20 protein-coding genes are annotated in these 20242 nt (G+C 74.5%); 6 read left to right on the top strand and 14 right to left on the bottom strand.

Features of this window, described 5'->3' with window-relative positions; genetic code table 11:
• Positions 1 to 7 precede the first annotated feature (7 nt).
• The 12 genes from ACYX4T_RS09455 to ACYX4T_RS09400 form a co-directional block, all read right to left on the bottom strand.
• Positions 8 to 595, bottom strand: coding sequence for a TMEM165/GDT1 family protein (locus tag ACYX4T_RS09455; RefSeq protein WP_476014282.1), 588 nt, complete (start codon positions 593 to 595; stop codon positions 8 to 10).
• Positions 596 to 633: 38 nt separating this feature from the next.
• Complete coding sequence (locus ACYX4T_RS09450) at positions 634 to 927, bottom strand: amphi-Trp domain-containing protein (protein WP_476014281.1); 294 nt, start codon at positions 925 to 927, stop codon at positions 634 to 636.
• A 34-nt stretch (positions 928 to 961) separates the two neighbouring features.
• On the bottom strand, positions 962 to 2089 hold the full coding sequence (gene pqqE / locus ACYX4T_RS09445; protein ID WP_476014280.1) for a pyrroloquinoline quinone biosynthesis protein PqqE: 1128 nt from the start codon (positions 2087 to 2089) through the stop codon (positions 962 to 964).
• Positions 2082 to 2363, bottom strand: coding sequence for a pyrroloquinoline quinone biosynthesis peptide chaperone PqqD (pqqD, locus tag ACYX4T_RS09440; protein ID WP_476014279.1), 282 nt, complete (start codon positions 2361 to 2363; stop codon positions 2082 to 2084). The genes pqqE and pqqD overlap by 8 nt, the downstream gene beginning before the upstream one ends.
• Positions 2360 to 3112, bottom strand: a complete 753-nt coding sequence (gene pqqC / locus ACYX4T_RS09435; protein WP_476014278.1) for a pyrroloquinoline-quinone synthase PqqC — start codon at positions 3110 to 3112, stop codon at positions 2360 to 2362. The genes pqqD and pqqC overlap by 4 nt, the downstream gene beginning before the upstream one ends.
• Before the next feature lie 5 nt (positions 3113 to 3117).
• A complete protein-coding gene (gene pqqB, locus ACYX4T_RS09430; RefSeq protein ID WP_476014277.1) occupies positions 3118 to 4050 on the bottom strand; it encodes a pyrroloquinoline quinone biosynthesis protein PqqB in 933 nt (310 codons plus the stop codon).
• Between the two features lie 82 nt (positions 4051 to 4132).
• Positions 4133 to 4225, bottom strand: coding sequence for a pyrroloquinoline quinone precursor peptide PqqA (pqqA, locus tag ACYX4T_RS09425; RefSeq protein WP_274198783.1), 93 nt, complete (start codon positions 4223 to 4225; stop codon positions 4133 to 4135).
• A gap of 73 nt (positions 4226 to 4298) precedes the next feature.
• Positions 4299 to 5063 (bottom strand): ribonucleotide-diphosphate reductase subunit beta, encoded by a 765-nt coding sequence (locus ACYX4T_RS09420; RefSeq protein WP_476014276.1) that lies wholly within the window; start codon positions 5061 to 5063, stop codon positions 4299 to 4301.
• 13 nt (positions 5064 to 5076) lie between these two features.
• A complete protein-coding gene (gene rd, locus ACYX4T_RS09415) occupies positions 5077 to 5292 on the bottom strand; it encodes a rubredoxin (RefSeq protein ID WP_274198781.1) in 216 nt (71 codons plus the stop codon).
• A gap of 92 nt (positions 5293 to 5384) precedes the next feature.
• Positions 5385 to 5474: a pyrroloquinoline quinone precursor peptide PqqA gene (gene pqqA / locus ACYX4T_RS09410; protein WP_274198780.1), complete on the bottom strand. Its 90-nt coding sequence runs from the start codon at positions 5472 to 5474 to the stop codon at positions 5385 to 5387.
• Positions 5475 to 5531: 57 nt separating this feature from the next.
• Positions 5532 to 7223 (bottom strand): PQQ-dependent dehydrogenase, methanol/ethanol family, encoded by a 1692-nt coding sequence (locus ACYX4T_RS09405; protein ID WP_476014275.1) that lies wholly within the window; start codon positions 7221 to 7223, stop codon positions 5532 to 5534.
• Between the two features lie 36 nt (positions 7224 to 7259).
• Positions 7260 to 7718: an MSMEG_3727 family PQQ-associated protein gene (locus ACYX4T_RS09400; protein ID WP_476014274.1), complete on the bottom strand. Its 459-nt coding sequence runs from the start codon at positions 7716 to 7718 to the stop codon at positions 7260 to 7262.
• 576 nt (positions 7719 to 8294) lie between these two features.
• On the opposite strand from ACYX4T_RS09400, the gene ACYX4T_RS09395 reads away from it, so the two are divergent.
• Together ACYX4T_RS09395 and ACYX4T_RS09390 are read left to right on the top strand one after the other, a co-directional pair.
• Positions 8295 to 9071 carry a hypothetical protein gene (locus ACYX4T_RS09395; protein WP_476014273.1) on the top strand — a complete coding sequence of 259 codons (777 nt, stop codon included), beginning with the start codon at positions 8295 to 8297 and terminating at the stop codon, positions 9069 to 9071.
• A 62-nt stretch (positions 9072 to 9133) separates the two neighbouring features.
• A complete protein-coding gene (locus tag ACYX4T_RS09390) occupies positions 9134 to 11929 on the top strand; it encodes a DNA translocase FtsK (protein WP_476014272.1) in 2796 nt (931 codons plus the stop codon).
• 148 nt (positions 11930 to 12077) lie between these two features.
• Here ACYX4T_RS09390 and ACYX4T_RS09385 read toward each other — a convergent pair whose 3' ends face one another.
• Positions 12078 to 14210, bottom strand: a complete 2133-nt coding sequence (locus tag ACYX4T_RS09385; protein WP_476014271.1) for an HNH endonuclease signature motif containing protein — start codon at positions 14208 to 14210, stop codon at positions 12078 to 12080.
• Between the two features lie 457 nt (positions 14211 to 14667).
• On the opposite strand from ACYX4T_RS09385, the gene ACYX4T_RS09380 reads away from it, so the two are divergent.
• Both ACYX4T_RS09380 and ACYX4T_RS09375 read left to right on the top strand, forming a co-directional pair.
• Complete coding sequence (locus tag ACYX4T_RS09380) at positions 14668 to 15330, top strand: response regulator (protein ID WP_476014270.1); 663 nt, start codon at positions 14668 to 14670, stop codon at positions 15328 to 15330.
• On the top strand, positions 15327 to 17351 hold the full coding sequence (locus tag ACYX4T_RS09375) for a sensor histidine kinase (protein WP_476014269.1): 2025 nt from the start codon (positions 15327 to 15329) through the stop codon (positions 17349 to 17351). The genes ACYX4T_RS09380 and ACYX4T_RS09375 overlap by 4 nt, the downstream gene beginning before the upstream one ends.
• On the opposite strand, the gene ACYX4T_RS09370 is transcribed toward ACYX4T_RS09375, so the two are convergent.
• Positions 17352 to 17897: an amino-acid N-acetyltransferase gene (locus ACYX4T_RS09370; protein WP_476014268.1), complete on the bottom strand. Its 546-nt coding sequence runs from the start codon at positions 17895 to 17897 to the stop codon at positions 17352 to 17354.
• Between the two features lie 56 nt (positions 17898 to 17953).
• On the opposite strand from ACYX4T_RS09370, the gene ACYX4T_RS09365 reads away from it, so the two are divergent.
• On the top strand, positions 17954 to 19531 hold the full coding sequence (locus ACYX4T_RS09365) for a MiaB/RimO family radical SAM methylthiotransferase (RefSeq protein WP_476014267.1): 1578 nt from the start codon (positions 17954 to 17956) through the stop codon (positions 19529 to 19531).
• Complete coding sequence (gene pgsA / locus ACYX4T_RS09360) at positions 19528 to 20145, top strand: CDP-diacylglycerol--glycerol-3-phosphate 3-phosphatidyltransferase (RefSeq protein WP_476014266.1); 618 nt, start codon at positions 19528 to 19530, stop codon at positions 20143 to 20145. The genes ACYX4T_RS09365 and pgsA overlap by 4 nt, the downstream gene beginning before the upstream one ends.
• Positions 20146 to 20242 lie beyond the last annotated feature (97 nt).

Here is a 20242-nt window from a genome sequence, read left to right as displayed (position 1 = left end):
GAAGCGCTCAGCCCCGAACCGCCCGGACCGCACTGATGACGGCCAGGACCACCATGATCCCGGCCGCCACGACCGCCACCCACCGCACCGGCACGACCTGCCGGAGCCGGTGGCCTCCGTAGACGGCGAGGGCGGAGACGGCCCAGAGGCCCAGCAGCGCGCCTATGCCCACGAGCAGCGGGGCGCTGTACTGCGCGGTCAGCGTCGCGGTGAGGATCTGCGACGGGTCCGCGAGCTCGGAGAGGGCGGTGATGCCGAACGCCGTCGCGACCACCGCCCAGCGCGTCCGCGGTGCCTCCCGTTCGTCGTCGTCGTCGTCGTCATCGTCGTCGTCCTCCAGCCCCTCGCGGAGCGTGAGGAACGCGCCGATGAGGAACATGACGGCGAGGATCGCCTCGAGGGGACGTTCCGGGAGCAGCCCGACGAGGCTGCCGGCCGCCACGGCGATGCCGACGTGCACGAGCATCCCGGCGAAGACGCCGAGGAGCACCCAGCGCGCCGGGAAGCGGGTCGCGAGGACGAGCGTCACGAGACCGCTGGTGTCCGCCACCTCCGCCAGGGCGACGACGACGAAGGTGACGGCGATCACGGACACGGGACCTGGTTACTGCACGCGGCCCCCGGCCGCAAGCGTCAGCGCAGGGGTGTGGGCGCGGCGACCGAGGTCCGCTGCCGGTCCGAGGACGGCTCGGTGCGGTCGTTCGGCCACATCAGCTCGAACTCGAGCTCGATCTTCTCGCCGTAGGGCTCGAGCTCCAGCTCGACCTCGAACTCCTCGGGGAGGTTCAGCGCCACGGTCGGCCCGACGAGGGCGACGTCGGCGGTGCCGCCGTTCTCCAGGGCCGTCGCGAGCTGGTGGAGCCACCGCGCGGCCTCCTGCCGCGTGAGGACCACTCGCTGCTCGATCTTCCCACCGCCACCCGACATCGCGGGTCTCCTCTCTCTGGACGTCTTGCGTCGATCAGTCCGCCCGATGGGGCCGGGCCACGAGTTCCGGCACCGGCACGAGGACCGGTTCTCGGGCAGGGTCGGCGGGCCCCTCGTCGCTGTTGGCGGCCTCGACGGCCGCGTCGATGATCCCGCGGTCCGGCGAGAGCACGCAGACCGGGTCGGTGCGGGTCATGTCGCCGGTGAGCTGGAAGGCCTGGCAACGGCAGCCGCCGAGGTCGACCTCGCGGCGCTCGCAGCTGCGGCACGGGTCGGGCATCCAGTCGGTGCCGCGGAAGGCCGTGAACAGTGGGGACGACCGCCAGATCCAGCCGAGGTCGTGCTCGCCCACGTTCGCCCGCGGCAGCGGCAGCTCGTGCGCCGACAGGCACGGCCAGGCGTTGCCCTCGGGCCCGACGACGAGCTGGCGCGAGCCCCAGCCGCCCATGCAGGGCTTGGGGTAGCGGCTGTAGTAGTCGGGGATGACGTAGATGACGTCGGTGCGACCGCGCAGGCGCTCCCGGGCCTCGCGCGTCACCTGCTCGGCGCGCTCGAGCTGCTCGCGGCTGGGCAGCAGCGCCTCGCGGTTGCGCAGCGCCCAGCCGTAGTACTGGGTGTTGGCGAGCTCGACGCGGTCGGCCTCCAGCTCCTCGACCCGCTCGAGGATGGCGCCGATGCGGTCGATGTTCTGCCGGTGCAGCACGACGTTGAGCGTCAGCGGCCAGCCCAGCTCCTTGACCAGCCGCGCGGCCTCCATCTTCTTGTCGAACGAGGAGATGCCGGCGAGCCGGTCGGACAACACCGGCTCGTCGGCCTGGATGCTGACCTGGACGTGGTCGAGGCCGGCGTCGCGCAGCGCCTCCGCGCGCGGCCGCGACAGGCCGATCGCGCTGGTCACGAGGTTGGTGTAGAGGCCGAGCCCGCTCGCGTGGGCGACGAGGTCGACGATGTCGCGGCGCAGCAGCGGTTCGCCGCCGGAGAAGTGGCTCTGCAGCACCCCGAGGTCGGCGGCCTCGTCGAGCACGCGGCGCCAGTCGTCGGTGGTGAGCTCCGCGGAGCGCTTCGTCAGCTCCAGCGGGTTGGAGCAGTAGGCGCACGAGAGCGGGCAGGCGTGGGTCAGCTCGGCGAGCAGGCCGAGGGGACCGTCGGGGGCTTCAGTCATCCGGGATCTCCACCCAGCGCCGGGACGCGAGACGCTCGAGGAAAGAGGTCACCTCGTCGTCGACGACGCGGTCGTAGCGGCGGCCGAGCTCGTCCACGATGTCGCCCACGCTGTGCGCGCCGTCGCAGAGACCGAGGATGTCGGCGCCGGTCGGGTTGAGCACCACGACCGTCTCCGGCCCGAGCAGCACCTGGCGCCCGCGGGCGGAGTCGTGGCGCATCTTGACGAACCGGGCGAGCCGCGGCCGCCCGGTGCGCGGCACCGTGCTGGTCACGTCGGGTCCGACGTGTCGGCCGGGTACGCCGTGTCGATCGCGTCCATCATGCTCCACAGCACATCGTTCTTGAACGCGAGCGCGGCGACGGCGGCGTCCTGCTGCTCCGCGGTCCGGCAGCGCTCCTTGACGATCTCCAGCGCGTGCTCGGAGTCGCGCGGCGCCTGGTGGAGCCGGTTGCGGAAGTAGTCGAGGCCGTCCTTGTCGATCCACGTGTAGTGCTTCTCGAACGCCGCGAGCCGTTCGGCCATGAGGCCCGGGGCGAACAGCTCGGTGAGCGAGGAGGCGACGGCCTCGACCCACGGCCGGGTGCGCGCGAAGGTCACGTAGGCCTCCACCGCGAACCGCACCCCCGGGACGATGTGCCGGCCGTCCTCCATCTCCTCGCGGGGCACCCCGCAGGCCTCGCCGAGGCGCAGCCAGGCCTCGATGCCGCCCTCGGTGGTGTCGGTGCCGTCGTGGTCGGTGATCCGCCGGATCCAGCGCTTCCGGACCTCGCGGTCGGGGCAGTTGCCCAGCACCGCGGCGTCCTTGCGGGGGATCGCCTCCTGGTAGCAGAACCGGTTGGCCACCCAGCCGCGGATCTGGTCGGGCAAGAGCTCGCCGGCGTTCATGCGCACGTGGAAGTCGTGTTCGCTGTGGTAGCGCGTGGCCTGCGAGCGCAGCCGCTCGACGAGCGCGTCGGGGCCGACCGCCGTCCCGGGCCCGGCGGGCGTCCCGGTGCCGTTGGTCGCGTGTGTCGCCGTCATCCGCCTCAGACCTCCACCTCGAGTCCGTCGGTCGCGACCTCGGCCCCGTGGGCGGTGACCGTCGCGTACTCCGCGGAGTCCTCGAGCAGCATCGGGTTCGAATTGTTGATGTGGGTGTAAATCTTGCGCTCCGCCCGCAGGCCGGAGAGGAGCGCGAGGCTCCCGTCCGGGCCGTCGACGGCCAGGTGGCCCATGTCGCGGGCGGTCTTGGACGCCAGGCCCAGCCGGATCATCTCGTCGTCGGTCCACGTGGTGCCGTCGACGAGCACGACGTCCGCGGCCGCCAGCTCGTCGTGCACCGCGGGCGTGACCTCCTGGACGCCGGGCAGGTACACGGCGGTCCGGCCGGAGGTGGTGTCGGTGAAGCGGTAGCCCACGACGCGGCCCTCGCTGTCCAGCCCGCCACTCGCCCGGGTCGAGCTCCGCTTCGCTGCGTCTCCCGCGAACCGCGCCTTCTTCACCGTCGGCACGTCGAACGCGGTGTAGGTCAGGCCGGCGGCGAGCGTGACGGTCTCGCCCGGGACCACCACGTGCCGCGTGACCTGCGTGTAGCGCTCCAGGGTCGGGACGAAGCCCGTGCCGTCGGTGAGCGTCGCGAACGACGCGTCGGTGGCGTGGACCGCGATGCCAGGTCCCTCGCGCAGCAGCAGCAGGCCCATGGTGTGGTCGAGCTCGGCGTCGGTGAGCAGCACCGCGGCGATCGGGCTGTGGCGCTTGTCCCGCGGGCGCAGCTCCGGGGCGGCCTCGATCTGGGCCCGCAGGTCGGGGGAGGCGTTGACGAGGAACCACGTGGCGCGGTCGGCGCTCACGGCGATCGACGACTGCGTCCGCGGCGAGGCGGGACGCGAGCCCTCGCGGACCGCGCGACAACCCGGGCAGCCGCAGTTCCACTGGGGGAAGCCGCCGCCCGCGCCGGCGCCGAGCACCCGCAGCCACATCGCCGTCAGTCCTCCTCGTCATCGCGGAGACGGCGACAGGGGCGCCGGAAAAGCGATCTCCGGCGCCCCTGTCGGTAGGTCGTCAGTCGTCGAGCTGGGCGACGTACATCGTCACCTCGGGGGCGACGCCGAGTTCCTCGAACTCGGGGGTCTCCCAGATGGAGAGCGACTCCATGATGGCGTGCCACCTCCTCTCGTCGATAGCGATCAACCTACCCGCGCGCGCCGACTCACGTCGGCGCACGAGATCACCAGAATTTGATGCCGACGGACTTGAGACGGCGCTGGTGGAGGTGCTCGACCTGGGCGATGTCGTCCTGCGAGATCAGATCGCCCCACGCGGATGCCGCCTTGACACCCTGGGTGAGCAGTTCCTCCATCTGGTCGTCGACGACGTCCGCGCTCTGGATGACGCGGGAGCCGAAACCGATGTGCCAGCGCTCGTCGCGCAGGACGAGCTCCATTCCCTTGTGCGTGCCCGGCATCTGGACCGACAGGCCCTTGAGCGTCTGCAGCAGGGCGTGCTGGCCCGCCGTGAGCACCACGCCCTCGAGGATCATGTGGTAGAGGCCGACGGCGGCGGTGAGCTGCGAGTGGTCGTCGGCGACCGAGGCCGCGATGGCCGGCAGCCGCTCCTCGAACAGTTCGAGGAGGTCCGGGCTCACCCGGTCGCGCAGGGCGTCGATCCGGTCGGCCATGTTGTCGCCGGGGATGCCCGCGACCTCGCGGACGACCCGGTCGAAGAAGCGGGCGTGGCGTGCCTCGTCACGCGCCTGGGCGGCGAAGACCTCGTCCATCCGGTCGTCGGTGCTGGCCGCGCCACGGAACGACGTGAGGTGGGTGGCCACGGAGGTCTCGCCGACACAGAAGCCGGCGAGCAGTCCGAGGACCTGGTCGTACTCCTCCTGCTCGAGCTTGCCCCAGGCCTCGACGTCGGCCGTGAGGTCGATGGTGGTCTCGTCCCATTGGAGCGATTCGGCGAGCTGCGCGAAGTGGCCGTACCCGGTGATCATTCTTGCTGCTACCTCACATCTCCGGGAACTCGCCCGGGGCCAACTCGCGGAAGTCCGACTTCTCGGCCCCGCAGATCGGACACATCCAGTCGTCCGGGATGTCCTCGAAAGGCGTCCCGGGCGGGATGCCGCTGTCGGGATCACCCTCCTCCGGATCATAGATGAACCCGCACATTTCGCAGAGCCAGCGCTTGGCCTCGGGCCGCGCCTCGGTCTGCTCGACCGTCATGACACCTCCTCCGGATCACCGACGCCGGACGGGCACCGGACACCGCGAAGGGGCGCCGGAACGGATCCGGCGCCCCTTCGCGGTTCAGTCGGTCAGTCGTCCATCTGGGCGACGTACATCGTCACCTCGGGCGCGACGCCGATCTCCTCGAACTGCGGGGTCTCCCAGACGTGGAGCTCCATGTCGATCTCCTCTCTGCCGGCACGGGGCCGGCGACGGTTTCCTGGTGCGGGGTGGGGTCAGCTCTGGGGCAGCGCGAAGACGAACATCGCATCACCCGCCGAGGCACCGAGCAGGCCGGGCAGGAAGCCCTCGACCCAGCCGCCCCAGCCGGTCGGCACGGCCACGTACTGGCGGCCGTCGACCTCGTAGGTGGACGGGCTGGAGTGGTGCCCGCTGCCGCACTGGAACGAGTAGAGCTTCTCGCCGGTGTCGGCGTCGAGGGCGACGAGCTCGCCGGTGGGCGTGCCCTGGAAGACGAGGCCACCGCCGGTGGTCAGCGTCGAGGCGCACATCGGGTACTCGTTGTTCCAGCGCCACTTCTCCTCGCCCGTGAGCGGGTCGATGGCGGCGACGTAGCCGTAGAAGTCGTCGAGGTCGACGGCGACACCGGCGCCCCAGTAGGGGATCGACTCCTTGAACTCACGACGCCGACGGGTGGCCGTCGCCCCGACCTCCTGCACGGGCACGTAGATCAGGCCCGTGTTGGGGTTGTAGGACATGTGCGTCCACTCCTTGCCGCCGGCCGGGCCGGGCCAGAAGTGGACGGGGACGCCCTCCTCGTCCGGGTAGACCTTCGGCGTGACCTTGCCGTCGGGCGTGATCTCGCCCCACGTGATGCGGTCGACGAAGGGGAAGACCCGGACGAGCTCGCCGTTGGTGCGGTCGAGGACGAAGAAGTAGCCGTTCTTGTCCGCGTGGGCGAGCAGCTTGCGCCCGTCCGGAGCATCGAAGAGCAGGTTCTCCATCGTCGAGTCGTAGTCCCACAGGTCGTGGGGCGTGAACTGGTAGTGCCAGCGGATCTCGCCGGTGTTGACGTCCACCGCGATGACGCTGTCGGTGTAGAGGTTGTCGCCGGGGCGCACGTCGCCGTCGAAGTCGGGCGCCGGGTTGCCGGTGCCCTGGAACAGCAGCTCGAGCTCGGGGTCGTAGGTGGCCGTGACCCAGCAGTTCGCGCCGCCGCGCTGCCACGCCTCACCGGCCTCGTCGCCCCAGGTCTCGGAGCCGGGCTCGCCCGGCTTCGGCACCGTGTAGCAGCGCCAGCGGCGCTCGCCGGTCTCGGCGTCGAAGGCGTCCATGTGGCCGCGAAGGCCGAACTCGCCGCCGGCGCTGCCGACGACGACCAGGTCCTTGACGATCAGCGGCGCGACCGAGCCGCTCTCACCCGCGCGCACGTCGCCGTTGGTGACGTCCCAGATCAGCTCGCCGGTCTGCGCGTCCAGGCAGATGAGGTGGGCGTTGAGCGTGTACATGTACACCTTGCCGTGGCCCACCGCGCAGCCGCGGTTGACGTTGCCGCAGCACAGCGACACGTCGTACGGCGAGGCGTGCTTGTACCGCCACAGCTCCTCGCCGGTGGCGGCGTCGATCGCCCAGACCTTGCCGTCGGGGCCGGTCACGTACATGACGCCCTCGACGACGAGCGGGGAGGCCTCGAAGGAGTACGTCGACGCGCCGGAGTGCAGCCCGTTCATGCCGGCCTGGAACACCCACGCCGGGGTGAGCCGCTTGACGGTGTCCTTGTTGATCTGGTCCAGCGCGCTGTAGCGCTGGCCGTCGTAGGTCCCGTAGTAGGTGAGCCAGTTCTGGGGCTCGCTGCGGGCGTTCTGGATGCGCTCGTAGTTGACGTCGCTGGTGGCCGGGGCCTGGCCCTTGACGGCGCTGAGGGTCCGGTGCGGGACGGCCTCGCCGGCGTCCACGTAGTCGGTCATCTGTTTCCTCTCCGGTCTCTGGCGTGGGGTGGGGGCCTACGGGCGCGGCTGCGGGGGCCGGTCGATCTTGGCCGAGTCCGGCACCTCGCCACCGAAGACGAGCGCGGCGGTCAGGCCGCGGCCCTCGTCGTTGCCGGTGGTGGAGCCGTAGTAGTACGTGCCCGGGCCACCCAGGGAGAGACGGGCGGTGCCTTTCGAGTGGTTGACCAGCCAAATGATCTTGGGGTCACCGTTGTGGGGCAGCACCGCGCAGTGGGTGTTCTTGTCGTCGTTGATGAGCGTCAGCTCGACCTCGCCGCCCTCCGGGAAGACGAGGATCGAGGGGTCGAAGACGAGCTCGTCCTCCGGGATGCGCACCGTGGCGCGCATGATGCCGTCGTCGCCCACCTCGGCGTGGCCGATGTTGCCCGTGTTGAGGAGCCGACCGAGCGCGGTCCTGTTCTGTCCGTCCAGGCCGGCTGCGTGCAGCTCGTCCGATCGATCCGTGGACGTCATCCGACGTACCTCCTCATGGATGTCCTTCCTGCCCGTGGCGGCGGTGCCGCCCCGGGACCCGTCTCCGCCGGGCCGACCCCGACCGTGGGTCCGGGTGTCTCCGGGGGCGTGGCGCAGCGAGGCGCGGAACGATGCCGACCGGCGGGGAGCGCGTGGGAGGAGCCCTGGCTGCCGCCGGTCCGATCGACCGTCCGGCCGACGATGTCGACCACTGGGCGGCAGGACACACGGCTTCTGGCGGCGACCGGTTGATCGCGGCCGCCGAGCGGTGTGTGCTGAGCCACAGGCGACAGTAGGGAGCGGATGGGCCGTCGGCAAGGGGCGTGCGGGGTCTTTCGAAACCGGATCGTGCGCAACTGTGTGCCAGCACATGGTTGTGCTGGGCGGACTACGCAGAGTGCCTCTGTGGTCCGATCGGGTCGCGTGCGCGTCCGGCCGGTGCGGGAGGGGGTCCACCCTGTCCGTACGGTCAGGTTCGACCCGCTGCGGTGGGCTGGATCACTCGCCCGCGGCTAGGGTCGCCGACGGGTGTCGCCGTCGGCGGGAGGCGGTGGGGCCCGAGGGGAGGTCGACCGGGTGGGCAGGTTCGGATCGGCCGAGGCGCTCGCGTGGCTCGCCACACACGGGGCTCACGCGGACAGCGTCGAGCTCAAGACGCTGCTGGTGCCGCCGGCCGGCGCCGCCGCCGAGGCCCTCACCGGGCGCCACGGGCCGACCTGGAGCGTCCGGCAGACCTACCTGCTCGACACCGCCGCGCTGGACCTGCTCCGGGCCGGCGTCGAGATCCGCCTGCGCCGGCGCGCCCGGGGACGCTTCGACCTCGCGGTCTCGGCGCGCCGCCGCGGCTCGGACCGCGAGCGGGCGGTGCCCAAGGGGGCGCGCGTCGAGTACGACGTGGTGCCCGAGGGCGTGTGGCAGGACATCGAGGTGCGCCGGGAGATCGACGCCGCCCTCGCCGCCGCGGTGATCGCCGGGTCGGCGAAGGCCCGCGACCTGCTCTCGGGGACCCAGTGTGCGTGGGCCTGCGGGGGCGGGGCCGAGGCGGTCGACGACGCCCGGCTGAGCGAGCTCGAGGTGCACGGCCCGCTGGTGGTCCGCCGGGTCAAGGTCACGGCGGCGGCCCTGGGCCTGCCGCGGGTCGACCTGGAGCACTTCCGGTTCCCCAGCGGCCGCGAGCTGGTGGAGCTGTCCACCCGCTGCTGCCCGCGCGACGTCCCGGCCACCGCCGCGGGGTTCGAGCAGCTGCTCGACGAGCGGTCGGTCGTCGTCGCGCCGGAGTACTGCACGAAGACCGCGGTGTGGCGCGAGGAGGTGTCGTCGCGGCGCGGCGGCGCCGCGCGGGGAGATCGCTAGGTCACCCGCCGGGACGCGTGTGGCTACCGGGGCTCGTGGTGCCCGCGGGCTACCGTGGCGCCATGGCCGGGCGGACCGACACACCAGAGAAGCGCGCGACCCGCAGCCGCCCGATCACGGGCGGGCGGACGCCGCGGCGCCGCGGTGACGGCCCGGACGCCACCACGCGCTCGCCGCAGCAGAAGCGCCCGGCACGGGGCGGGACGAAGCGCCCGGCCGGCAAGGGCCGGGCGCCCGCCCGCCGGTCGGGGCCCGGGCCGATCGTCCGCGCGCTGCGCGGCGGCTGGGTGCTGACCGCGCGCGGGCTCGGATCGCTGGTCCGCACGCTCGGGCGTGCCCGCGACGTCGACGCCGCGCACCGCCGCGACGGGGTCGCGCTCGCGCTCGTCGTGCTCGCCGTCCTCACCGCCGCCGGGGTGTGGTGGCGGGCGGGCGGCCCCGTGGGGGCCGGCCTGGACGTCGGGCTGCGGACGGTCATGGGCGCCGCGGCGCTCGTGCTGCCCCTGGTGCTGCTGTTCGTCGCGGTGGTGCTGCTGCGCACCGACCCGGTCCCCGAGACCCGGCCGCGCACCGTCGTCGGCGCCCTGCTGCTGGGCATCGCGGTCCTCGCCGTCTGGCACCTCGTCGCCGGGGCGCCCGCCGACCTCGACGGCCGCCGGTCCGGGGGCGGGGTGATCGGCGCGGTGGTCGCCGACCCGCTCGCCCGCGGGGTGACGGTGTGGCTCGCCGGCGTCGTCCTCGTGCTGGTGGGGCTCTACGGCCTGCTCGTGCTCACCGGGACCCCGGTCCGCGAGGTCGGCGAGCGCCTGCGCGCGCTCGTCACCGGCGAGTACCCGGACGACGAGTGGGGCGGCCCGGACGACGTGGACGTCGACGGCGAGCCCGCCGACGACGACGGCACCGCGCCCACCACGCGCATCCGGCGTCGCGGGCGCCGGGGCGAGGAGTCGGACGAGGGGGACGAGGGGGACGAGGGGGCCGATGGCGCCGACGGCTCCGGCGGGGACGCGGCCGGCCACCCGGCCCGGCACCGCGACCGGGCGTCGTCCGTGCCCGACCTGACCACCCCGCCCGAGGGCGTGCCGGCGTCCGAGGCGGGGGCGGGCGGGGGCCGCGGGCGCTCGTCGAGGCGCGCGGCCGCGGCTTCGGCGGCGGCACCGGCGTCGGCGGTCTCGCCCGCCGCGTCGCCCGCCGCGTCGCCCGCCGCGTCGCCCGCCGCGTCGCCCGCCGCGTCGACCGCGGTGCCCGACACGACGGCCCCGGCCGAGACCGAGGTCGACCCGCAGGCCGCGACGTCGTTCAGCTCCCACCGCGCGGACCCCGACAGCGACTACCACCTCCCGCCGACCGACCTGCTCACCGCCGGCGAGCCGCCCAAGGCGCGCAGCGCCGCGAACGACGCGATGATCGACGCGATCACCGGGGTGCTCGAGCAGTTCAAGGTGGATGCCGAGGTCACCGGCTTCACCCGGGGCCCGACGGTGACGCGCTACGAGGTCGAGCTCGGGCACGGGGTGAAGGTCGAGAAGATCACCGCGCTGCACCGCAACCTCGCCTACGCGGCGGCGACCGACCGGGTGCTGCTGCTCGCGCCGATCCCGGGCAAGTCCGCGGTGGGCATCGAGGTGCCCAACACCGACCGGGAGATGGTGCGGCTCGCCGACGTGCTGACGTCGTCGACGGCGCGCGCCGAGACCCACCCCATGGTCATCGGTCTGGGCAAGGACATCGAGGGCCGGATGGTCACGGCCAACCTCGCGAAGATGCCGCACCTGCTGGTCGCCGGCTCCACCGGCTCCGGCAAGTCCAGCTTCGTCAACTCCATGCTGGTCTCGCTGCTGACGCGGGCCACGCCGGACGAGGTCCGGATGATCCTCATCGACCCGAAGATGGTCGAGCTGACGCCCTACGAGGGCATCCCGCACCTCATCACGCCGATCATCACCTCGCCGAAGAAGGCGGCCACGGCGCTGCAGTGGCTGGTCGAGGAGATGGAGCAGCGCTACGCGGACATGCAGGCCAACCGGGTGCGGCACATCGACGACTTCAACCGCAAGGTGCGGTCCGGGGAGATCCAGGCGCCGCTCGGGAGCGAGCGCGTCTACCGGCCCTACCCGTACATCCTCGCGATCGTCGACGAGCTCGCCGACCTCATGATGACCGCGCCCCGCGACGTCGAGGACGCGATCGTCCGGATCACGCAGAAGGCCCGCGCGGCCGGCATCCACCTCGTGCTCGCGACGCAGCGGCCGTCCGTCGACGTCGTCACCGGGCTGATCAAGACGAACGTGCCGTCGCGGCTGGCGTTCGCGACGTCGTCGCTGACGGACTCGCGGGTCATCCTCGACCAGCCCGGCGCCGAGAAGCTCATCGGCATGGGCGACGCCCTCTTCCTGCCCATGGGCGCGGGGAAGACGAACCGCCTGCAGGGCGCGTTCATCGGCGACGACGAGATCGCGGCGGTGGTCGACCACTGCAAGGAGCAGGCCGACCCCGACTACACCGAGGGCGTCACCACCGAGGCCGCGGGCGAGAAGAAGGAGATCGACCCCGACATCGGCGACGACCTCGAGCTGGTCGTCGCGGCGGCCGAGCTCATCGTCACCAGCCAGTTCGGGTCGACGTCGATGCTGCAGCGCAAGCTGCGGGTCGGGTTCGCGAAGGCCGGGCGGCTCATGGACCTGCTCGAGACGCGCGGCGTGGTCGGCCCGTCCGAGGGCTCGAAGGCCCGGGACGTGCTGTTCAAGCCCGACGAGCTGCCCGACCTCCTCGCATCCCTGCGCGGCGAGCCGGCCCCGGCGCCGGCGGCCGACCCGGCCTCGGACATCCCCCCGCCGACGGAGGACGGGGAGCAGTAGCTCGCCCCGGACGCCCCGAGGAGGTCCCGCGCCGGAGCTGGATGCGGGCCGGGGCGGGTGGTGACAACGCGTGGCGGTCCGTCTCGACCCGTGGCGGTCCCTGGCGAGACCGCGGTGGTGCTCGGCGTGCTGCGGCCGCCTCGACGACCTAGAAGGGCGGTGGGTCGTCGGGGTCGGGCGTGCCCGCCGGCGCCGGGGCCGGTGTCTCCCTCGCGTGACGAGCGGCGATCCTGGGGGCGATCTTTGCCAGCCAGTCGGTGTCGTGGTCGTCGGTGTCGAGGCCGTCGGGCTCGGGCCAGCCGTCCTCGGGCAGGGGCCGGGGTTCGGCGGCTGGCCGTGGACCCGGGAGGGGCTCGAGGATCCGCTTCGGGCGGGTGGTGTGGGTGATCCCGGCGCGGGTGCGCACGACGAAGCGTCCGGGCGAGGGCTGCGTGACGCGCCAGCCGGCGAGGTGCTTGAGCCGGTGGTGGTGGGTGCACCAGGCGCCGAGGTTCCAGGTCACGGTGGGGCCGCCGGACGCGTGTCCGCGGGTGTGGTCGATCTCGGCACGGTGCGCGTGCTGGCGGCAGGCCGGGGCGACGCAGTGCCGGTCGCGAACCCGGACCCAACGTTCGGCTTCGGCGCCGGGTCGGCGCCGGACCCACTGGTCGGGACCGGAGTCGGCGTCGGGTGGGCGTCCGAGGTGATCGTGCGCCACCAGGTCCCGGAGCCGTTGCCGGAGCTCGCGGAGCAGGGGCGTCCAGTCGCCGTGCTCGTCGGGGTCCAGGGCGGCGAGCATCGCCGTCGGGACCTGGAGCTCGACGATCGCGCCTGTCCGGGCCGCGCCCGGTGCCCGCCCCCGCGCCCGATCCCGGCCGCGGGGGCGGAATGGTCGCCGGCGGGCGAGCAGCACGTGCTGGAGGTGCCCGTCCGGGTCGGTGAGGACGACGCGCCACTCGCCCTGGTGGCGGCGGGAGACCAGCTCGCGGGCCACGGGCGCGGTCACGGCGCCGTAGCCGGGCACGGTGGCGGGGTGCTGGTCGAGGCCGAGTGCCGTGGTCAGGCGCAGCCGCACCTCCACCGTGCCCTGGCGGAGCCGCCCGGTGCGCGACTCCTGCGGCTCGGGTGCGGGCGACTCGGGTGCGGGTGACTCGGTGTCGTCCGACCCGGTCGGCAGGTCGGGGAGATCGAGGGCGCCCTGCTCGTCGGGGGCGCCGGGGGAGTGGTCACCGGCAGCACCGCCCGGCCCGTCGTCCGGCCCCTGGTCCCGATCGTCGTCGCGGGGACCGTCGGGGCCACCGGGATCGTCGGGGCCGGCAGGGCCGTCGTCGGATGGCCCGGAGTCCGGGTCGTCGGGGTCGTGGTCGTCGGGGTCCTCGTCGTCGGGGTCCTCGTCGTCGGGGTCCTCGTCGTCGGGGCCGTCGTCGGATGGCCCGGAGCCCTCGTCGTCGGGGCCGTCTCCCTGTCCGCCCTCGGGCCTGCCGCTGTCGTGGTACTCGGCGGCCAGGAGCGCGGCGACGGCGTCGTCGGGCATGCCGGCGGTCGACCCGTTGAGCAGCCGCATCCCGACCTGCATCCGCAGCTGGTTGATCGGGACCAGCACCCCCAGCCGCCGCACCGCGGCGGCCAGGGCCTCGATCCGCGCCATGGAGGCGATGCCCTCGGTCGACGGCGCGTCCACCAGGGCGAGGGTCGCCGTGCCGGACGGGTTCGCCGACAGCAGCACCCGCCCGCGGGCCTCGGCGCGCCGGCGGCGGCGCTCGGCCCAGTCCGGATCGAGGTCGAGCACGATCTGCCCGAGCCGCTCCCGCAGCGCCGCCACCGGCAGCTCCGGGGCCTCGGGCAGCACCTCAGCGGCGGCGAAGCGGGCGTGGTCGTCGGACAGGTCGGCGGTCAGCTCGCTGATGGCCCGGACCTTCGGCTCGTCGATGCGGCCCTGCCACATCGCGGCGCCCAACGACGGCAACCGCTCGAAGAGGTCGTCGGCCAGGTCCAGCCGGCGGGCCGCCATCGTGCGCGACCACCCCAGCAGCGCGGCGACCTCGTCGCCGGAGAACTCGTCCGAGTTCGCGACCCGGACCGTGCGCCCCTCCCGGGCGGTGCCGAGCTCGCGCAGCCCGGCCAGCAGCTGGGCCACGGCGCGGTTGTGGACCCGCCACCGGGCCCGCACGTAGGAGGCGAGGGCCTCGCCGGTGAGCGTCGTCGGGTCGATGTCGTCGAGTGCCGCGAGGAGGTCGGCATCGGGCGCACGACCGTCGAGCACGGCCGTGGGGCCGGCGCTCGGGTCGTGGTCGATGCTCACACCGGGAACGCTAGAGCCGACCCCCGACACTGCCGGCCCGGAGACGGCGCCACGGAGCCCTCGTCAGGTCACGGAACGGTGACGATTCCCCGGCCAGGCCCGGCCGCCCGGTCGGCGACGAACTCCCGGCGCCGCCCGGGCCTGCCGGGCGCCGTCGGGCCACGGGCCGCAGCGGTGGTGCGGGCTGCCGATCGGAACACGCAAGCGGCACCGAGGCTCGGCGAGACCACGGCGTCGGGGGCGCGCTCCTCACGGTCTGGTGCACGCCGAGGCACGCGTCTCCGCGGTAGGAGTTGATCAGCGCGACCTCCGGTCGGTAGGCCACGTCGAGCTCGTCGTCGGCGTCGGCGACCGCCTGCGGGCCGGGGCCCGGGAGCGGCGTCGTGCGGCGGTGACGCCTGCGGCGTCGGGGCGGACACCGGGACGGTGACCCACCGGCCCTGGCACCATGCGGCCCGTGGGGATCCGTGTGCTGCTCGTCGACGACCAGCCGATCGTCCGCACCGGCTTCCGCACCGTGCTCACCGCCGCCGGCGGCATCGACGTCGTCGCCGAGGCCGGCGACGGGCCCGCCGCCGTGGCCGCCGTGGCGTCCTACCGGCCCGACGTCGTGCTCATGGACGTCCGCATGCCCGGCGGCGACGGGCTGACGGCCACCGAGCGGATCACCGCGCAGCACCCCGACACCCGCGTCCTGGTCGTCACCACCTTCGACGTCGACGACTACGTGCGCCGCGCCCTGCGCGGGGGCGCCAGCGGCTTCGTGCTCAAGGACTCCGACCCCGAGGACCTCGTGCGGGCGGTGCGCACCGTCCACGCCGGCGAGTCGCTGCTCGCGCCGTCGGTGACGACCCGCCTGGTCCGCGACTGGGTGGCGCAGGAGCCGGCCCCGTCCGCGCCCGCCGGGCCACCCGAGGGCCTCACCGCGCGCGAGCACGACGTGCTCGTGCTGGTCGCCCGCGGGCTGTCGAACGCGGAGATCGCCGCTGAGATGGTCGTCGCCGAGTCGACGGTGAAGACCCACGTGGCGCACCTGCTGCGCAAGCTCGACCGCCGCGACCGCGTGCAGCTCGTCGTGCACGCCTTCGAGCGCGGCCTGGTGCCCACCCGGCCGTCATGACGCCCCGCCGCCGCCTCGACCTGCTGCCCGAGCTCCGGGCGGTCGACGGTGTCGTCATCGGGCTGCTGCTGCTCATGGCGGTGCTCACCGGCCTGGCGACGGAGACGTGGATGCCGGGAGCCGGCCCCGGCGCGGTCCTCGCGGTGATGGCGACGGGCACGCTGCAGACGGTGCCGGCGCTGTGGCGGCGCGAGCGGCCGATCGGCGCGCTGCTGGCGTTCGGGGTGACCGTGCCGGTGGCCTGGGCGATCTCCACCACCGTCGCGACCTGGGTGTGGGCGGTCCTCGTCTACGGCGTGGTGCGCCGGGCCCGCCCGCTGCCCGGCGCGCTCGCGGCCGTCGGGGTGACCGTGGTGGCGCCGCTGCTCGCCGGCCTCGTCGCCCACCCCGACGCCCCCGACCGGGCGGTGGGCCTCGCGCTCGGCCTCGACCTCACCCTCGTGCCGGTCGCGCTCGCGGTCACCGCGCTCGCCGTCGTCACGCGCGTCCGCGCCGCCCGGGCCGCGGTCCGGCGCCGCCGCGCGGAGCACGAACGCCTCGCCGACGCCCTCGCCGCCCAGCGCGACCGCCTGGCCGGGGACCTGCGGGAGCTGGTCGCGGTGCGCGTCGAGCGGGTGGTCACGCGCACCCGCGCCCTGGCGGGCGAGGCCGACCCCGGCCCGCGGCTCGCCGCCATCGGCGCGGAGGCGCGGGCGGCGCTGGCCGGGATGCGCCGCGCCCTGACCGTGCTGCGGGCACCGGCGGCCGAGGCGGGTCCCGCTCCCGCCGGCGACGAGCTGCCCGGCGACGCGCCGTCGTGGCGCCCCTCGCGCGGCGGGCTCCTGCTCGGGGCCGGGGTGCTCGCGCTCGTCGCGCTGTCCGGCGCCGCGGCGGCCGCGGCGGCGCCGGCGCTGGACCCGGAGAGCCCGGCGGCGGCGAGCCTGGCCATGGTCGACGTCGACCCCGCGCGCCCGCTGGCCCTCGTGCCGCTGGTCGTGCAGGCCCTGACGCTGGGGTGGTGGCGCCGGGCGCCGCTGCCGGCGCTGGTCGTGGCGACGGCCGCGTCGAGCGCCGCGGGCGTGCTGGGCAGCACGCACCTGCTCACCGAGGCGTCGTGGGGCGTCATCGTCTTCGGTGCGGGGCTGGCGGCCGGCACCGCGGCGGCCACGGTCGTCTCGGCCGTCGTGGTGGCCGCGTCCACGGCCGCGGTGCTGGTGACGACGACGGTGATCGGGATGCCCGCGGGCTTCGCGGGTGACCGGTGGACGGTGGCTGTCTCGTACCTGCTCGTCCCCGCGGTCTGGGGCCTCGGCGTGCTCCAGCGGCGCTCGGCGCAGGCCGAGGCGCGCCGGACCGCCGCGCGCGCCGCCGACGAGGCCGGCCGCGCGGTGCGGGCCCAGCGCCTCGGCCTCGCCCGCGAGCTGCACGACGTCCTCGCCCACGAGCTGTCCGCGCTGGTCGTGACGGTGCACGCCGCGCGCGTGGCGCCCGAGCCGGCGACGCTCGCGACGATCACGGAGGCGGGGGAGCGGATCGCCACCGCGCTGCCGACGCTGCTCGCCGGCCTCGGGCCGGGCGTGGCCTCGGGGGACGCGGCGGAGCACCTCGAGCTGGACGCCGCGGCGCTGGAGGCGCTCGCGGCGCCCGTGCGCGAGGCCGGGCTGCCCGTGACCGTGACCGTCGCGGGCGCGGCGCCGTCCGACCGGCCGGAGGCCGACGTCATCGCCGGGCGGATCGTCACCGAGGCCCTCACCAACGCCCTGCGCCACGCCGGGCCCACCCCGACCCGGGTCGCGGTCCGCCACGAGGACGAGGCGGTGACCGTCGAGGTCATCGACGACGGCCCGCGGCCCGGGCACGGGGAGGTCGCCGAGGGCTCGGGGCTGGGGCTGGTCGGCATGCGCGAGCGGGCGGCGCTCGTCGGCGGGTCCGTCGAGGCGGGGCGCCACGGTTCGGGCTGGCGGGTCGCCGCGCGCCTGCCGCGGCGCGACGCGGGCGTGCTGGGGGAGGAGGAGGGGCGGCGGGCCGAGCCGGTCGGCTAGCTAGAGGTCGAGCAGCATCCGGCTGTTGCCCAGCGTGTTCGGCTTCACGTAGGCGAGGTCGAGGAACTCCGCGACGCCCTCGTCGGCCGACTGCATCATCTCGGCGTAGACGTCGGGGCTCACCGGCGAGCCCTCGATCTCGCGGAAGCCGTGCCGCTCGAAGAACGCCACCTCGAAGGTGAGCACGAACACGCTGCGCAGCCCGAGCGCGCGGGCCTGGGCCACCAGCTCGTGCACCAGGCCGTGGCCGATCCCCGCGCCCTGCATGCGGGGGTCGACGGCGATGGTGCGGATCTCGGCGAGGTCCTCCCACAGCACGTGGAGGGCCCCGCAGCCGACCACGTCGCGCCCGCGCACGGCGACGCGGAACTCCTGGACCGTCTCGTAGAGGGTCACCAGCGGCTTGCGCAGCAGGATGTTGTCGTCGGCGAACGAGTCGACCAGGGTCTTGATGCCGAGGACGTCGGCCGTGCGGGCCCGGCGCAGCAGCACCGGGGCGGCCGACCCGACCGCCGTCTCCCGCGCCGTCTCGTTGCTCGAGGTCACCGGCAGCTCACCACCAGCGGAGGGTAGGCCAGGGGCCGGGCCGATAGGCTGGGCAGGTGGTCGAGCGCTCCCCCCGTACCGAAGAGCGCCCCCGGGTGGCGCTGGTGACCCTCGGGTGCGCCCGCAACGACGTCGACTCCGAGGAGCTCGCCGGCCGGCTCGCCGCCGAGGGCTGGGACGTCGCGGCGTCACCCGACGGCGCCGAGGGTGCCGACGGCACGGCCGACGTCGTCGTCGTCAACACCTGCACCTTCGTCGAGCAGGCCAAGAAGGACTCGGTGGACGCCGTCCTGGCCGCCGGCGGCGGGGACGCGAAGGTCGTCGCCGTGGGGTGCATGGCCGAGCGGTACGGCGCCGAGCTCGCCGAGGCCCTGCCCGAGGCGGCCGCGGTGCTCGGCTTCGACCACTACGGCGACCTGCCCTCCCGCCTCGACGACGTCCTCGCCGGGCGCCCGCTCGCCTCCCACACGCCCACGGACCGCCGCACGCTGCTGCCGATCAGCCCGGTCAAGCGGCCCGACGCGGTGCGCGACACGAGCATCCCCGGGCACGAGTGGGTGCCGACGGTGCCGCGGCGGCGGCTCGACGACGCCCCCGTCGCACCGCTCAAGCTCGCGTCGGGGTGCGACCGGCGCTGCAGCTTCTGCGCCATCCCCTCCTTCCGCGGCGCCTTCGTCTCCCGCGACCCCGCCGACGTCGTCGCCGAGGCCGCCTGGCTCGCCGACCACGGCGTCGCCGAGGTGCTGCTCGTCAGCGAGAACTCCACGTCCTACGGCAAGGACATCGACGCGCGCGGTGCGGCCGGCGGCGCGCTCGAGCGCCTGCTCGGCGAGCTGGCCGTGGTGCCGGGGATGCGCCGCGTGCGGGTGTCGTACCTGCAGCCCGCCGAGGTGCGCCCGCCGCTGCTCGCGGCCATCGCCCGCACCCCGCGGGTGGCGTCCTACTACGACCTGTCCTTCCAGCACGCCAGCGCCACGGTGCTGCGCCGGATGCGCCGGTTCGGGTCCCGCGAGACGTTCCTCGCGCTGTGCCGGGAGATCCGCGCGCTCGACCCGGAGGCCGGCATCCGGTCCAACGTCATCGTCGGCTTCCCCGGCGAGATCGAGGACGACCTGCGCGAGCTCGAGGCGTTCCTCGCGGAGGCCGAGCTGGACGCGGTCGGGGTGTTCGGCTACTCCGACGAGGACGGCACCGAGGCCCTCGACCTGCCCGACAAGGTCGACCTGACCGAGGTCGCCGCCCGCGTCGAGCGGATCACCCGGCTCGCCGAGCACGTCGCCGAGGACCGCGCCGCCCGCCGGGTCGGCACCACCGTCGAGGTGCTGGTGGAGCGGCAGGAGACGGTCGAGGACGTCGAGGAGGCCGACGGAGCCCCCGAGGCCGGCGAGGCCGGCGAGGCCGGCGAGGCCGGGCTCGTCTGGGTCGGCCGGGCCGCGCACCAGGGGCCCGACGTCGACGGCGAGTGCCTGCTCTCCGGGGACGAGGGCCTCCTCGCGGGGCTCGCCCCGGGCGTGGTCGTCCGCGCCCGGGTGGTGGACGCCGAGGGCATCGACCTGGTGGTGGAGGCGCTCGACGTGCTGCCCGAGGGCGGCTCGGTCCAGGACGCGGCGCCCGTCGGCGCCGGGGCGCGATGACCGGGCCCGGCCCCGACGGGTCGTCCCCGTCCGGGGCCGCCGGGGTCGTGACGTCGCCGGTGCCGCTGGTCAACATCGCGAACGCGCTGACCGTCGTGCGGCTCGCGCTCGTCCCCGTGTTCCTCGTCGTGCTGTTCGTCGACGGGGGGCAGAGCCCGGCGTGGCGCTGGGCGGCGTTCGCGGTGTTCGCGATCGCGTCGCTCACCGACACCTTCGACGGCGACCTCGCCCGCCGCTGGGGGCTGGTCACCGACTTCGGGAAGATCGCCGACCCCATCGCCGACAAGGCGCTGACCGGGGCCGCGCTGGTCGGGCTGTCGGTGCTCGGGGAGCTCGCGTGGTGGATCACGATCACCATCGCGGTGCGCGAGCTCGGGGTGACGCTGCTGCGGTTCTGGGTGTTACGCCACGGCGTGATCCCCGCCAGTCGCGGCGGCAAGATCAAGACGGTGCTGCAGACGATCGCGCTCGGGCTGGCGATCATGCCGCTGCCGGCGGTGCTCGATCCCGGGGTCGCCGTCCTCATGCTGGCCGCCGTCGTCGTGACGGTCCTCACCGGCGCCGACTACCTGGTCCGCGCGCTGCGCCTGCGTGCGCGGGCGAAGGCCCGGTAGCCACCCCGGAGCTGTTCGCTCTCGACGAACGGCCCGCGGTCCGCGTCGGCGTCGCCGTCGCGGCGATCTCGGTACGGTGGACGGACACGGTCGTCGA

The organism is Actinomycetospora sp. ABD4_176 (genome assembly GCF_056311855.1).
Note: the sequence above shows the minus strand (reverse complement) of the source record. Positions and strands in the feature narration are given on the sequence as shown.